Below are 14,814 nucleotides of genomic sequence, written 5' to 3'. Positions count from 1 at the left end.
TTCCTGGGTTCACCCTCGGGGGTGGCGGTCCAGGCGTTAGGGTCTTCGGGTGACCCAGGGCCGTGCGAGAGGGCGTGCACCGGACGCCCGGGCGAGGGAGGCCGCAGAGGGATTTCCCGTGCTGCCCGGAGGCTTCCGTTTCGGGACGAGCACGGCCGCGTACCAGATCGAGGGTGGCGCCACCGAAGGCGGCCGCGGCCCCAGCATCTGGGACACCTTCACCGCCGAGCCCGGCCGCGTCGTCGACGGCGCCACCGGTGCGGTCGCCTGCGACCACTTCCACCGGGTCGAGGAGGACGTGGAGCTGATGCGGCGCCTCGGCGTCGAGGGCTACCGCTTCTCGATCGCCTGGCCGCGCATCCAGCCGACCGGCAAGGGCGAGGTCAACGCGGAAGGGCTGGCGTTCTACGACCGGCTGGTCGACACGCTGCTCGACAACGGCATCCAGCCGATGGTCACGCTCTACCACTGGGACCTGCCGCAGGCGCTCGAGGACGACGGCGGCTGGCTCAACCGGGCCACGACCGACCACTTCCAGGAGTACGCCGCGATCGTGGGCGGCGCCCTCGCCGACCGGGTGGAGCACTGGATCCCGGTCAACGAGCCCAACGTCGTCACCATGCTCGGCTACGGCAACGGCACGCACGCCCCGGGCAAGACCCTCATGTTCGAGGCGCTGCCCGTCGCCCACCACCTGCTGCTCGGCCACGGCAAGGCCGCGATCGCCCTGCGCCAGGCCGGTGCCACGAGCGTCGGCTGCGCCAACAACCACGCCCCGATGTGGCCGGCGACCGACAAGGACGCCGACGTCGGCGCCACCAAGCTCTTCGACGCCCTGTGGAACGCGCTCTTCGCCGAGCCCATGCTCTTCGGCCGCTATCCCGCCGACCTCGCCGAGATCATGGACATGTACACCCACGAGGGCGACATGGCGACCATCAGGCAGCCGCTCGACTTCTACGGCGTCAACTACTACAACCCGCACAAGATCGGCATGGCCGCCGAGGACGCCGAGCTGCCCTGGGAGCAGCTCGAGGTGCTCGGCTACCCGACGACCGACTTCGGGTGGCCCGTCGTGCCCGACGGCCTGCGTGAGCTGCTCATCCTGATGCGGGCCCGCTACCGCGCGGCCCTGCCGCCCATCTACATCACCGAGTCGGGCTGCTCCTACGGCATGGGCCCCGATGCCGACGGTGTCGTCGACGACCAGCCCCGCATCGACTACCTCGACAGCCACCTGCGAGCCGTCGCCGAGGCGGTCGCCCAGGGCGTCGACGTCCGCGGCTACTACACCTGGTCACTGCTCGACAACTTCGAGTGGGCCGAGGGCTTCACCCAGCGCTTCGGGCTCGTCCACGTCGACTACGACACCCTCGTGCGGACCCCCAAGAAGTCCTTCGAGTGGTACGCCGCCATGGTCGCGGCGAATCGAGTGACGCGCCGCTGATCCCAAGGCACGAGGATCGCTCGCAGGCTCGCAGGCTCGCAGGCTCGCAGGCTCGCAGGCTCGCTGCTCGACCACCGGCCGGGCGTCAGCGCGCCGCGATGACCGGCCTGGGGGACGGGATGGGCTGGCCGTCGTCGTCGAGGCGGACGAGGGTGAAGCCGGCGCGTTCGTACTTGTCGATCTCGGGGCCGGGGAGGCGGCCGTGCCAGCGCTCCATGAAGAACTGACGGTTCTGGGGGATGCGCTTGCCGCGCCCGGGAGTCTTGCCCTCGAGGTGGACCACCGAGGAGCGGGGTTCCACGCGGAAGCCGCCTGGGCGCAGCTCGCGGGCGCGTAGGCAGAGGTCGACGTCCTCCATGCCGTTGACGTAGTGCGGGTCGAAGCCCTCGAGGGCGGCCAGGTCCTCGGCGCGCATCACCAAGGCAGCGGCCGTCGCGGCATGGAAGGTCATCTCCGCCGTCGGCAGCGCGTCGAGGTACGGCCGGCCGACGAGGAAGTGGCAGGCGAGCCCGTCCGGGTAGGGGAACACCGTCCCCGCGGTCTGGATCGTCGCGTCGGGATACAGCAGCACCGGCTGCGCGCCGGCCACGAGAGGGTCGTCGAGGTGGGCCAGCACGGCCGGCAGCCAGTCGGTGTCGGAGCGGGTGTCGTTGTTGAGGAAGACGACCCGCGTGCCGGTCGACTCGGCGAAGCCGACGTTGCAGGCGATCGCGAAGTTGAGGTTGATCGGCAGCCGGCGGTAGTGGACGCGGTCCTCGCCGACGAAGCGCGCCGTCAGCTCCTGACCGAGCTCGGTCGGCGAGCCGTTGTCGACGACGGTGACCTCGATGTCGGGGACGGACGTGGTCGCCAGGAGCGTCTCGACCGCATCCCCGGTCATCCGGGCGTCGTTGAAGGTGGGGACGACGACCGACACCCTGCCAGGCACCCGCTCCGTCGCGCGGGTGCGCACGGCGTCCCAGTCCACCCAGGCGTGCCCGATGACGGCCAGCCAGTCGCCGTCGGCTCCCGCAGCGGTGCTCTGCCGCTGGGGCAGCACGTCGACCATCCGGTCGCTGGCGACGAAGGGGAACGCGTCGAGGCGGCCGCGGCTGGCGAGCCGGATGGCCAGCTCGGGGTCGGCGCCGAGCCTGGAGCCCGGTTCGAAACCGCCGACGGCGAGGGCGGCCTCGGTGCGGCACACCAGCGTCCCCACGTCGATCCAACCACCCGCGCGCAGCGTCGGCAGGTCGGCGCTGCCGGCCATCACGGTGACCTGGCCGGTCGCATCGTGCAGGGACACCGCCGCGTGACCGGCCTCGTGGCCGGAGTCGTTGAGCCACTGCACGGCACCGAGCAGGAAGTCCGGCCGCCAGTGGTGCCCCGGCATCAGGAAGGCGACGTAGGTGCCGCGCGCCTCCGCGAGGCCGATGTTGCGCCAGTCGGCGTCGGGCGACGCGGGTACGACGCGGGCTCGCCCGTCACGGAGGGGCAGCTCGCGCCCGCCGGGATCCCCGACCAACAGCAGCTCCCAGCGGTGCAGCGTCTGCCCTTGGAGGATCAGCTCGGCCGCAGACACCGCCGCCGGGGTCGGCTGCAGCGGGGCGACGACGGTCACCAAGGGGCCGCCCGGCCCCTGCATGGGCAGCGGCGGCTGACCGCGCCGCCAGGGAGTCGCACCGGCTTCGTGCACCGAGAGCTCGGTGCCGGGCAGGTCCCGCTCCTGGGCGTCGACCAGACGCGCGTGTGCCAGCAGGGCCTCGCGCGCGACGGCGTACGTCGGCGGCGCGGCGGAGCCACCCGGGGCGACGGGCATCGGGGTGTGCGGCGTCGCGGTGGCGAGGAAGTGCGCCAGCGGGCCCAGCGTCCGCAGCTCCTCGGGCCGGCCGCCGTGCTCGGCCTCCACGCGCGCCACGTGCACGCGCGGGTGGAACAGCGGCCCGAAGGGCTCGCCCCAGTTCTTCTCGTCCTGGAGGTAGCCGAGGACCTTGCCGACGTTGCCCTTCGTCCACGCGAGCTGGACCCGGCGCGGCAGGTACCCGAGCGACACGAACGGCGTCGGCGACAGGCGGGCGGGCATCCCGAGGTCGACGCAGTGCCGGGCCGCGGCGCGGCGGTCGGGGAAGACCTCCCCGACCGCCGCCGAGTAGTACTCCGCGTCGAAGATTCCCGAGCGCAGCAGCACCATGGCGGGGGAGCGGCGTTCGCCACCCACACCTCTCAGCCCGCTGCGCACGGGCGCCATCCTAGGAGCGACGCGAGCGGGGGTCTCGTGACGGTCGCTGCGCGACCTCCTCGACCACCGGTGACCGACTCAGAGCGGGGAGTCGGCCTGCCACATCTGCAGCCAGTCGACGTACATGTGCTGGGGCAGCCTGCGGTCCCCGCCGAGGTTGGGCAGCTCGTAGTCGGAGGACAGCAGGCTCAGGATCGGGTACTGCGCGATGCCCGAGACGCCCTTGCTGGTCCGCCAGGTCTCTTGGCCGTCGATCCGGAAGATGTAGGCGTGCGGGGTCCACTCGACCGAGAACACGTGGTACTTGCCCCACCAGGTGTCGCTGCGGCTGGAGAGGTACTGCTGCGGGTTCTTGATGAAGTCGCCCGACTTCTTCGGGCCGCGCTTGGTCGGGTAGTAGATGAAGCTGGTCATCCCGCCGTTCTTGCTGGGGTGGCCGAACCACTCGATGACATCGATCTCGGCGCCGCCCTTCCTCGCGTTGGCCGCGCCGGTGGGCTGGTTGGGCTGCATCCAGAACGACGCGTGCTGGCCCTTCGACTTCTGGAACTTCATCCGCGCGGCGGCCACGCCGTAGCGCAGGGTCACCCGGTGCTGGGTCGAGATGTGACCGTTCAGGCGGTACTTGAACCTGCCGGCCGAGGAGCCGTCCGCGCGGCGGGCGGTGCAGCGCTTGCCGCCCTTGGACTTGTCGACCAGGACGCTGAGCCGAACGGCACCGCCCCTGACCTTGACCGCCTTGGACGAGCCCTTGGAGCAGCGCCGGAGCCCGGCCGGGTTGTAGTCGCCGAACCGGTCCGTCCAGGCCGGGCCGAGCCGGCGCCCGCTGAACGTGTCGGCGAAGTCGGCCGCGCCCCACTCGGTCGAGACGACCGGGCTGGTCTTGATCGCGGCCTTGCCCCTGAACTTCTTGACGACGGCGCGGTAGGTGATCGGCAGCCCACCGGACGTGGTCGCCACTGCGAAGTCGGCGAGCCCACGCTTGTTGAGCCGGGCCTTCTGTGTCGAGACCCAACGACTGCCGGACAGGCGCTCGAGGGTGACCGGGCGGCCGTTGGTGCGCGGGGACACCTTCACCGCCACCACAGACTTGGCCCTCGCCGGGCTGGACGTGCCGCGTCCGGGCTGGGAGATCTGGGGCAGCATCGTGATGGCGGCCCGCTGGCCCGCGACGCGGGTGGTCTGGGTCGTCTCACCGGTGCTGGTGACGGGCGTGGCCTCGGGGGCGGCGCCCGACGAGGCGCTCAGGCCCGTCAGGGCCGTGACGAGGAGTGCTGCGGAAGCGAGGCCGGCAGTAGTGCGGGCGGCTCTGGATCGCAGGTGCAAGGGGTCCCTCTCAGGTCGTCCGGGTGGGGGCGTACCAAAGGTCTGACGCTCCACGCCCTCCATAGGTTCGGGGCGGCTGGCTGCGCGGAATCCGCGAGCGGTCAGACCGAGTGGCGAGTCCCCAGTGTGACCCGCACGGACTCCAGGTCAAATTCTTCTCCGAGCCAGTCGTAGAGGCCGCGCAGCACGGCGGGGTCGGCGACGTAGTCGTCGTAGTGGACGCGGTACGCCGCGTCGCCCAGCCCATCGGCCACCCGCAGGATGCGCTCCTCGATGCCGGCGAGGTAGGCGGCGTTGTCCTTCTTGGCCCACCACTTGCTCTTGAGCACGTCGGCCTGGTTGCGGGTGTTGACGACGAAGCGCGCGCCCGGGAAGACCTCACGCATCCAGGCGCAGTAGTCGGCGAGGTCGTCCTGGTACCACCGGATCTCCTTGAACCCGGTGACCCGTGTCTCGGGCTCCGGCCGCAGCACGGTGTCGAGCACCAGCCGGCGGATGTCGCGCAGCGAGCGCTCCGGCGGGAAGTCGGGCATGCCGTAGAACGGGTGCGTCACCTTGCGGCGGCCGACGAGGTTGCCGCGCTGGCTCTCGGCGAGCATGTTCTTGTGGAAGGCGTGCAGGTGGTTCAGCGAGGCGGAGTTCTCGCCGCGCACGAGGTAGCCGGGGATGGCGTTGAGCAGGCCCTGCACCAGCGTCGACCCCGAGCGGCCGTAGGTCATGATGAAGACGTAGCCGAGGTCGTCCCGGTCGCCGGGCGTCATGGGCTCACTCACAGGCCGGCGCGCGGGCGCAGGGAGTAGAGCGACTGACCGTCGGTCTCCCGGCCGTAGACGAACTCGTCGACCGCGAGCCCGGCATCCCACAGCAGGTCCTCGAAGAAGCGCCGGTCGAAGCGGACGCAGTGGAGCCGGCCCTTCCAGGGCAGCTTGCGGTAGTCCGACGGGTTCTCCTCCCAGTCGGGCACGTCGTTCTCGACGAAGGCCGTCATCACGGCCCGGCCCTGGGGGGTGAGCACCTCGGCGATGGAGCCGGCGTAGCCGCGCACGTCGGGCTCGAGCATGTGGGAGAAGACGGAGTAGGCATAGAGGACGTCGACGCTGCCGCGATCGGCGGGAATGGCGAAGGCCGCCTCGCCCTCGGGGTTGTAGCGCTCGTTGCGCTGGTCGACCAGCGTGAAACGGGTGTGCTCGTCGGTGAGGTTCTCGCGCGCCCACTCCAGCAGCTCGGGCTGCACGTCGACGCCGTGGTAGTCACGGACATGGCCCAACGCCTGGTGCACGCCGACGGCCAGACGCCCCGCGCCGCACCCCCAGTCGAGCAGCCGCGACTCGCGGGTGAGGCCGGCGTGGCGCTGCAACAAGGCCACGTCGCGGATCGCCGCCGCCACGAAGTCGGCGTCCTCGCGGAAGTGCGCGCCACCCATCCGCAGCGGGACCGGGGGCAGCGGCACCCCGGTCGCGGGCAGCACGACGTCAGTCATGCCGGGGAGTCTAAGTGTCGCCCCGGACACCCTGCCCAATCGTGGACAGGGCGAGCTCCAGCAGGCTGCGCGCCCGCGCGTCGAAGCCGTGCCGGGCGACCACGCGCTCGGCGGCGACGACCCTCTCGTCGTACGACGGCCACCGGTCACGCCACCCGGGGCGGGCCAGCGCCGCGAGGTCGGCGGGCGTGCTCCAGGTCGGGGCGTGGGTCCCGAGCTCGGCCAGGAGGTCGGCCAGGCCGGGCACCTCGTCGGAGAGCAGCCGGCCTGCCGAGGCAAGGACGTCGAAGGTCCGGTTGGCCACGAAACCCTCCGCCCGCATGTCGGTCCAGTGGTCGGCGAGCACCACGCCCGCCGAGGCGTACAGCGCCCCGAGCTCCTCGTTGGGGACGTGGCGCCCTTTGAGCACGGTCTCGGGGACGTCGTCCCAGCCGTCGCCGTACACCGTCAACGGCAGTCCCACGGCGAGCGCGCCGCTCACCACCGGCCGGTCGGTGCCGCGCGAGTTGCCGACGAAGAGCACCTCCGGCCCGGAGTCGGGCTCGGCGAGACCAGGGTGGAAGCGGGTCGTGTCGGTGCACTGGAGGAGCGGGCGCACCTCGCGGCCCCACGCGGCGGAGCGGCCCGCGGCCCACCTCGCCGAGGCCGCCAGGACGACGTCGTACGGCGCCACCTCCTCGGCGGTCACCTCCGCCGGGTGGCTGATCACCCAGAGCATCCGTGCCGGCACGCCGGCGTCGGCCGTGGTCGGCGCGACCGGCTCGAGGCCGCGGACGACCAGCACGACGTCGTCGTGGTCGCGCGACGCGCGGTTGCGTGTCTCGGGGTGGTCGACGGTGACGCGCTGGTCGAGACGCTCCAGCGCGGCGGCCAGGCTGCGCGCGAACGGGTCGTCGCCCCAGCGCCGTCCTCGCGGGGCCAGGGGGGCGGCGATGTCGATCGCCCAGCGCAGCGCCGGGCGGCCCTCGACGATCCGCAGCGGCCGGCCGGGGCCTTCGAAGCCGGCGGCGAGGTGGAGGTTGCTGCCCGGGTCGGGTGGGTCGACCACCACGTGCTGCGCAGTCGAGACCACCCGCGCGTCGGGCACGACGTACGCCGGGGCGCGGGGACCCTCGGAGGTGCGGAACGCGACCACGCCGGGCCAGAGCTCGGGGACGGGGAGGTGTGCCATCCGGGCGACGTCCGCGGGCGTCTCCCCGCGCAGGAACGGCTCGGGCAGCGCAGCCGCGGCCACGACGGTCTGGTCGGGCTCGACGAGCAGCGGGCCGACCTGCCCCACCGCCGGGTCGTCGAGCCGGTCGACCAGGTGCTGCAGCCAGGCCCACTCGGGGGGTTCGAGCGAGGTGTCGTCGACGCGCACCGTGACCTCGCCGCGCACCCGCTCGTCCGCACCGGTCAGCCGCGTGCCCGGCAACGAGAGGGCGACCAGCGCCATGGTCCGCCGTTCGGCACCCGGGGCCGGCCGCACCACCAGCTCGATCGAGTCGCCGTCCCTGACGTGGGCGCGGTAGAGCCTTCGCAGCCAGCGAGTCGCGGACCGGACCCCGCCCTCGAGCGAGACGACGACCGAGGTGCGCGGCGCTCCGGCGGACGGGGGCAGGTCCGTGAGCGCGGCGAACGCGGCCGCCCGCACCTGCGCCCAGCGCAGCCGGGGACCGGTCGTCCTCGGGAGCAGCGCGTCGGGGCCGAGGGCGGCCACGACCTCCTCCGCGTCGTCGGGCAGCAGCGGGTGCGTCGACAGCGAGGCCCGGTCTCGCCTCCCCAGGTAGTGCGAGAGCGGGTCGTCCGCGCTCTCGCGCCACCGGCCGGCGGGATAGAGCCACGCGGGCTCGAAGAGCGGGTGCGGCGACACGTCGAGCTCACGCGCGTGGGCGACGTAGTGCGCAGCCGCGTCTGCGCGGGTCCCGAAGTCGACCCCCACCTGCGCGGCGTACCACTCGTCGTCGAAGAGGACGCTGGCCGCGACCTCGGCTGCCCCCATCGACGAGCCCTAGAACTCGTAGCCCAGGTCGGCGATGGTGCGCTCGAACGCGGCGGCGACCCGCTCGCGCGAGGCGTCGTCGTACATCGAGCGGTAGTCGGCGTCGCGCGGCCGGGCGCCGCCCTTGGCGTGCGGCAGGTCCGGCGTGCCCGGCAGGGCAAGGTGCGCCCATACCTCGGCGACGTCGGCGGCCAGGGACTCGTAGCGCAGCAGCCTGTGCACCGCGATCTCGCCCTGCAGCCGGTAGATGCCGGCGTTCTTGGCGAGGTTGTCGACCTGGTCGCCCTGCACCCACTCGGCGAAGTTGGGCGCCTCCCGGTCGCGGAAGCTCCAGAAGTACGCCGACACGACCGCGTCCCAGGGGTTCCGCTCGACGGCGAAGCGGTAGTAGGCGTCGAAGACCTCGGCGCCGATCGCGTCGCGGGCCATCCGGGCCGGCATGTGGTTGAACGCGCGTCGCTTGAGAGGCGGGGACTCGTCGTTCTGCGGGCCCGGGATCCCGGCCGCCCGGCGCTCCACCTCGTCCTTCGGGTTGAGCGAGGTGATGGTGTCGTCGGGCCCGCACACCCGCGCGAGCGCGAGCTCGAGGCTGGTGCCGGCGGTCTTGCGCGTCTTGAGGAAGACGAACCGGTGTCGGTGGGACACGATCACCGGGCGACCCTATCGAGCGGCGGGACCTCACCGCTCCGCTCGCTGCTCGACCACCGGGCGTGGAGCACCTGACCCGGCCGGCCTCCGGGGGGATGAGGTCGACCGGGCCAGATGGCATGGGGGGTCAGGACGAGGGCAGCTCCCAGAAGGCGACCCAGTCGACGTACGCGTGCTCGGGGCGTGCGTCGGGGTTGGCCGCGAGCTCGTGGTCGGAGCTGAGCATGCTGAGGATGAGGAACTGCGGGTCGTGCGAGATCCCGGCCGACGTACGCCAGGTCTCGAGGCCGTCGATGCGGAAGACGTACTCGTCGGGTGTCCACTCCACGGAGAACACGTGGTAGTTGCGCCACCAGCTGTCCGACCTCGACGCGAGGAACCGGTCGGGGTCGCGGTAGCGGCCGCCGATGCGCGCCCGGTCCTCGCCCTGGGCGGGCTCGTAGACGGTGCTCACCAGGGCGTCACGTCCGGGGGTGGCGCCGAACCACTCGACGACGTCGATCTCGGCACCCCACGTGGCGGGGGTGTCGTAGCCCAGCCCGCGCGGCTGCAGCCAGAACGCCGCGTGCTGGCCGCGCGCCCGCTGGAACCTCATGCGGGCGGCGGCCACGCCGTAGCGGAAGTCGGCGCTGTGCTGTGTCGAGACGTTGGCGTTGACGCGGTACGCGTAGGGCACGTCGCCGAGCGCGTTGCCGTCGGCGTCGTAGGTGTAGCAGGGGCCGGAGGCGGCCGTCTCGGCCGGGTCGGGGAGCACGCTCATCCGCAGCACGCCCCCGCCGACCGAGGCCGCGGCGTCCGCGCCCTTCGCGCAGCTGCGACCGCCCCACGGGTTGTGGATCTGGACGCGGTGCTGCCACCGCCAGTCGAGGGCGGCACCGTCGAACTCGTCCAGGAACACCGGCGACCCCCATGCGGTCGCCCGCGCCGCGGGTGTGCGCACCTCCGGCAGGTGCCGCCACTCCGGAGCGACGACGCGGTACGTCGCCGGGCCGCCGGCGACCCTGGTGCGCGCGGTGAACACGGTCCGGTCGTCGTGCCGGCGGCGCACCCGCTCCACCTCCCGCCAACGCCCGGCCGAGGTGCGACGCTCGAGCACGAGAGGTCGCCGCGCGCCGGCAACGCGCGGCCCCAGCTCGGCGACGAGGGCGGTCTCGGCGGCACGGCTCGGCTCCGGGCCGGGACCCCACTGGGCGATGGGCGGGAGGACGGTGAGCAGGCCGGAGGCCAGGCCGGACATCAGGGTGGCGGAAATGCGGTGGCGTAGGTAGGCGGACATGGGGGGGAATGTCCTTCGTCGGGGGGATGGACAAGCACCCTTCCAACGAGCGTCCGCGCGTCAGGTCACGCTAGACGCTGCGACTTCCTCGTCAGCCGGCGTCGGCGCGCCAGAACTGCACCCAGTCGACGTAGGTGTGCTGCGGCGCACCGGTCGGGTTGGCGTCCAGCTCGTAGTCGGACGTCAGCTGGCTGAGGATGAGGAACTGCTCGCTGTGGGACACGCCCTCCGACGTACGCCAGGTCTCGCGGCCGTCGACGCGGAAGACGTACTCCTCGGGCGTCCACTCGACCGAGAACACGTGGTAGTTGCGCCACCATCGGTCCGACCGCGAGGCGAGGTAGGAGTCGGTGTCGGAGACCGGTCCACCGATCGCCTCCTTGGCGCCCTCGGGCGTCGGCCGGTAGACGGTGCTGACGAGTCCGCCCCGACGGTCCTCCGTGGCGCCGAACCACTCGACCACGTCGATCTCGGCGCCCCAGGGAGTCGTGCCGTACTTGAGCAGACCGCGCGGCTGGAGCCAGAACGACGCGTGCGAGCCCTTGCCCTGGTGGAACTTCATCCGCGCGGCGGCGACGCCGTAGCGGAAGTCTGCGACGTTCTCGGTCGAGATGTGGCCGTTCATCCGGTACGGGTACGGCGTGGTGCCGAGGGCGTTGCCCTCGCTGTCGTAGGTGTAGCAAGGCCCGAGAGCGGCGGTGGTCGCCGGGTCGGCCATCGCGCTGAGGCGCAGGGCGCCGGCCTCGACCGCGACGGCGTCGGGGGAGCCCTTCGAGCAGCTGCGGCCGCCCCACGGGTTCAGGAACTGGATCCGGTGCCCCCAGCGCCAGTCGAGGGACGTGCCGCTGAACTCGTCGAGGAAATCAGGAGCGCCCCAGACGTTGGTGCGGACCGGCTGGGTGCTCACCTTCTCCAGGCTCTGGTACGCCGGTGCGGTGACGCGGTAGCGGTTCGTCTTCCCTGCGGTTCGGGTGCGCGCGCTGAACTCCGCACGGCCGTCGGCGTCGAGACGGCCCTCGTCCACGACCTGCCAGCGGCGCTGCTTCCAGCGGGTGAGGACGACGGGACGACCCTCGCGGGCCGGCAGGAAGGCCGCGGTCAGGACCGTCTCGGCCTCGGCGGCCGCCGCCGGGACGGGGCCGACCTGGGAGATGGGCGGCAGCACCTCGAGGGTGGCCAGCTGCTCACGCGGCTGCTTCTTGTGGTCCTTCTTCCCGTCTCTCTTGCCGTCCTGCTTGCTTTCACCGACCCCGTGCTTCGGAGTCTGCCCGCCCGCGGCGAGCGCGGGCAGGGGGGCGAGCAGGGAGGTGGTCACCGCGAGGGCGGCGACGGCCAGCGGGACAGCACGCCAGGGGCGAAGGGCGCGCGGCAGCACGAAGCGAGAGGACACGGGGGGACGTCCTTGGTTGTCGGGGGGATATGGAGCTTGTAAGACGCCCCCCAACGTCTGTGTCCATGCTCGTCGCCACGCTCCCGGGTGTCAGCGAATCGTGACGATTTGACCCGTTCGTCACCCCCGAGTGGTCCATCGGGACTAGTCGGGCCGACTGGTCGACGGTATTTCCGCGCCGGGCTCAAGACAGACCCGCGCCCCGGCAGCTGTCGCTGTCGGGGCGCGGGTTCGGGACTGCGGCGTGCCGAGGTGTCTAGTACTCCCAGATCTGCATCCAGTCGACGTACGAGTGCTGCGGCAACGACTTGGCGTCGCCGGGCGCGTTGGCCAGCTCGTAGTCGGAGGACAGCAGGCTCAGGATGGGGTACTGCGGCACGTGCGAGATGCCGTTGGTGATCACGGCGCTCACCTTGCTGTCGATGCGGAAGACGTAGTGCTTGGGCGTCCACTCGACCGAGAACACGTGGTAGTTCTTGTACCAAGCGTCCTTCTTGTTGGCCAGGAAGCGGTCCTGCTGCTTGAGGAAGCCGCCGGTCTTCTTGGGACCCTTCGGGGTCGGCTCGTAGATGAAGCTGGTCAGGCCGCTCTGCCGACCGCCCTGGCCGAACCACTCGATGATGTCGACCTCGGCGCCGTCGGTCTTGGCGGAGGTGGCGTCGGGGTTGTAGCTGGTGGGCTGCAGCCAGAACGACGTGTGGCCGCCCTTCTCCTTCTGGAACTTGATGCGGGCGGCGGCCACGCCGAACTTGAAGTCGTGGTTGCCGTCGGTCGAGATGTGCCCGTTGAGGCGGTAGGCGAAGCTGCCCAGCGTGGACCCGTCGGCCTTCTTGGCCGCGCACTTCTCGGCGGTGCGGGCCGGGTCGAGGAGGACGCTGAGGCGCAGCGTGCCTCCGCTCACGACGGAGGCCGAGGGGTCACCCTTGGCGCAGTTGCGCAGCCCGGCCGGGTTGTAGAACGGCTGACGCTGCGCCCACTCGGCGCTGAGCGCGCTGCCGCCGAACTCGTCGGTGAAGTCGGCGGACTTCCAGGTGTTCTTGGCAGGCTTGGCGGTGATGGCCGGCAGGCCGCGGTAGCTGGCCGCGGTGGCCTTGTAGGTCGCGCCCTTCTTGGTCGGGATCGTGAAGTCGGCGATGCCGAACTGGGTGGTCTTGGTGGTGGCGACCTTCTTCCAGCCACCCGACTTGACGTAGAGGCTGACCGGGCGGCCCTTCTTGGCCGGCGTGAAGGTCGCCGTGACCACGGTCTTGGCCTTCTTGGCCGCGGCCGGCTTCTTGCCGAACTGCGAGATCGGCGGCAGCACCGTCAGGGACGTCTTCTGCTTGGCGGCCGCCGCACTGGTCGACGAGCTGGTCGAGGCGGCGGCGTCGACGCCGGCCTCGGCGGACGTGGTCATGGCACCGGCGAGGGCGCCGGTGACAGTGAGGGAGACGGCGCTGAGCGCCGCGGCGGCGCGATAGCGACGGTTCGGGTTCGAGGGCACGTGGGACTCTTTCGATCGACGTGGGGAACGCCGCCCATCGTGACACGCGAGGCCCGGCAGGACGTGCTTTACCGAGCAGTTCTCACGAAGTCGGGGCCAAGGACCGTCGCGTCACGACTGCCAGAAGGCGATCCAGTCGACGTACATGTGCTGTGGGAGGCTGGCCTCGCTGCCGAGGTTCTGGAGCTCGTAGTCCGAGGAGAGCAGGCTGAGGATCGGGTACTGCGGCTGGTGCGAGATGCCCTCGGTGATCCGCCAGGTCTCCTTGCCGTCGATGCGGAAGACGTACTCCGTCGGCGTCCACTCGACGGAGAAGACGTGGTACGCCGTCCACCACGAGTCAGACTTCGAAGCCAGGAACCGCTCGTTGTCCGTCACCCAGCCGCCGGCCATGGCGCGTCCCGCCGGCGTCGGGTGGTAGATGAAGCTGGTCATGCCGCCGTTCTTGCCGCCGTGGCCGAAGTACTCCACGACGTCGATCTCCGCGCCGCCCTCAGCGGCGCTGGTCGCGTCCGGCTTGTAGGGGACGGGCTGCAGCCAGAAGGAGGCGTGCTGGCCCTTGGCCTTGGGGAACTTCATCCGCGCGGCGGCGAAGCCGTAGCGCAGGGACGCCTGGCCCGCCGTCGAGATGTGCCCGTTGAGGCGGTAGCGGAAGTCGCCGATCAGCGAGCCGTCCTTGCGGTACGCCGTGCACGGCTCGGGTCGTGCACCGTCGGCGAGCACGCTCAGTCGCAACGCGCCGCCCTCGAGGGCGACGGCCTGGGGGTCGCCCTTGGAGCAGTTGCGCATGCCGTCGGGGTCGTAGGCCTGGACGCGGCCGCTCCAGGCCGAGCCGAGCGAGGTGCCGTTGAAGTCGTCGAGGAACGAGGGCGCCCCGAGGCCGCGGGCGCGCACCAGCGCGCTCGACACGGCCGGCTTGCCCTTGAACGTCTTGGCGGTGACGCGGTACTTGGTCCTGCCGACCGGCACCGCGAACTGCGCCTTGCCTGCCTTGTCGACCCGGACCCGGCCGACCTTGACGAACGTCTTGCCCTTCTTGCGCTCGAGGACGGCCGGCCGGTTCTTGCGGGCGGGCGTCACGGTGACGAGGAGGACGGCGCGGGCCGCAGCGGCGCCGGCCGCGGTGCGGCCGGGCTGCGAGATCGCGGGCAGCACGCGGACGTTGACCCGCTGCTTCTTCACGGCCGCCTGCGAGGTGACGGGCGCCGAAGGTGACGGCGAGGCGGTCGTCGTGCTGCTCGAGCTCGTGCTCCGCTCGGGGGCGGGTGACCCGGCGCCGGGTGCGCTCGTGCAGGCGACCACGCCGACGGCAAGGCAGGTGGCGAAGGCGGGGAGCGCGACACGGAGGCGCGGTCGGGGGGAGGCCGGCATCACAGTCCCTCTCTGGCGGGGCCCTACAAACGGGCGGTGAACCTGTCCGGGACGCCCCCCAGAGTCCCGGATCCATCGTCACAGACGTCGGGACCCTTGTCTGCATTTCCGGTCAACGAACACTCGGCGTCCAGGTGTCCGGCACATCGGTGGCCACAGGCGTCACCGCTGTCACACCTTGGCCGACTCCGGCAGGG

At 71.8% G+C, this 14,814-nt stretch carries 11 protein-coding genes; 1 reads left to right on the top strand and 10 read right to left on the bottom strand.

From position 1 onward, the window contains the following. The first annotated feature begins 49 nt into the window (after positions 1-49). Positions 50-1,447, top strand: a complete 1,398-nt coding sequence (locus ABD295_RS20280) for a GH1 family beta-glucosidase (protein ID WP_344305663.1) — start codon at positions 50-52, stop codon at positions 1,445-1,447. 85 nt (positions 1,448-1,532) lie between these two features. Here ABD295_RS20280 and ABD295_RS20275 read toward each other — a convergent pair whose 3' ends face one another. The 10 genes from ABD295_RS20275 to ABD295_RS20230 form a co-directional block, all read right to left on the bottom strand. Further along, a complete protein-coding gene (locus ABD295_RS20275) occupies positions 1,533-3,662 on the bottom strand; it encodes a glycosyltransferase (protein ID WP_344305662.1) in 2,130 nt (709 codons plus the stop codon). Positions 3,663-3,740: 78 nt separating this feature from the next. Beyond that, positions 3,741-4,988 carry a glycoside hydrolase family 16 protein gene (locus tag ABD295_RS20270; RefSeq protein ID WP_344305661.1) on the bottom strand — a complete coding sequence of 416 codons (1,248 nt, stop codon included), beginning with the start codon at positions 4,986-4,988 and terminating at the stop codon, positions 3,741-3,743. Positions 4,989-5,089: 101 nt separating this feature from the next. Then, positions 5,090-5,749, bottom strand: coding sequence for a sulfotransferase (locus tag ABD295_RS20265; RefSeq protein WP_344305660.1), 660 nt, complete (start codon positions 5,747-5,749; stop codon positions 5,090-5,092). Positions 5,750-5,757: 8 nt separating this feature from the next. Further along, a complete protein-coding gene (locus ABD295_RS20260) occupies positions 5,758-6,468 on the bottom strand; it encodes a class I SAM-dependent methyltransferase (RefSeq protein WP_344305659.1) in 711 nt (236 codons plus the stop codon). Between the two features lie 10 nt (positions 6,469-6,478). Further along, the gene (locus ABD295_RS20255) at positions 6,479-8,449 is read right to left on the bottom strand and encodes a glycosyltransferase family protein (protein WP_344305657.1); all 1,971 of its coding nucleotides are present in this window, start codon (positions 8,447-8,449) and stop codon (positions 6,479-6,481) included. 9 nt (positions 8,450-8,458) lie between these two features. Continuing rightward, a complete protein-coding gene (locus ABD295_RS20250; RefSeq protein ID WP_344305656.1) occupies positions 8,459-9,100 on the bottom strand; it encodes a sulfotransferase family 2 domain-containing protein in 642 nt (213 codons plus the stop codon). Positions 9,101-9,224: 124 nt separating this feature from the next. Next, positions 9,225-10,373: a glycoside hydrolase family 16 protein gene (locus ABD295_RS20245; RefSeq protein ID WP_344305655.1), complete on the bottom strand. Its 1,149-nt coding sequence runs from the start codon at positions 10,371-10,373 to the stop codon at positions 9,225-9,227. A gap of 91 nt (positions 10,374-10,464) precedes the next feature. Beyond that, entirely contained in the window at positions 10,465-11,763 is a 1,299-nt protein-coding gene (locus ABD295_RS20240) for a glycoside hydrolase family 16 protein (RefSeq protein ID WP_344305654.1), read from the bottom strand. Positions 11,764-12,019: 256 nt separating this feature from the next. Then, a complete protein-coding gene (locus ABD295_RS20235; protein ID WP_344305653.1) occupies positions 12,020-13,246 on the bottom strand; it encodes a glycoside hydrolase family 16 protein in 1,227 nt (408 codons plus the stop codon). A 111-nt stretch (positions 13,247-13,357) separates the two neighbouring features. Then, a complete protein-coding gene (locus ABD295_RS20230) occupies positions 13,358-14,617 on the bottom strand; it encodes a glycoside hydrolase family 16 protein (RefSeq protein ID WP_344305652.1) in 1,260 nt (419 codons plus the stop codon). Positions 14,618-14,814: the final 197 nt, after the last annotated feature.

Origin of the sequence: Nocardioides bigeumensis (genome assembly GCF_039531755.1) — a bacterium.
Taxonomy (GTDB): Bacteria; Actinomycetota; Actinomycetes; order Propionibacteriales; family Nocardioidaceae; genus Nocardioides; species Nocardioides bigeumensis.
This window is presented reverse-complemented; position numbering and strand designations above follow the sequence as displayed.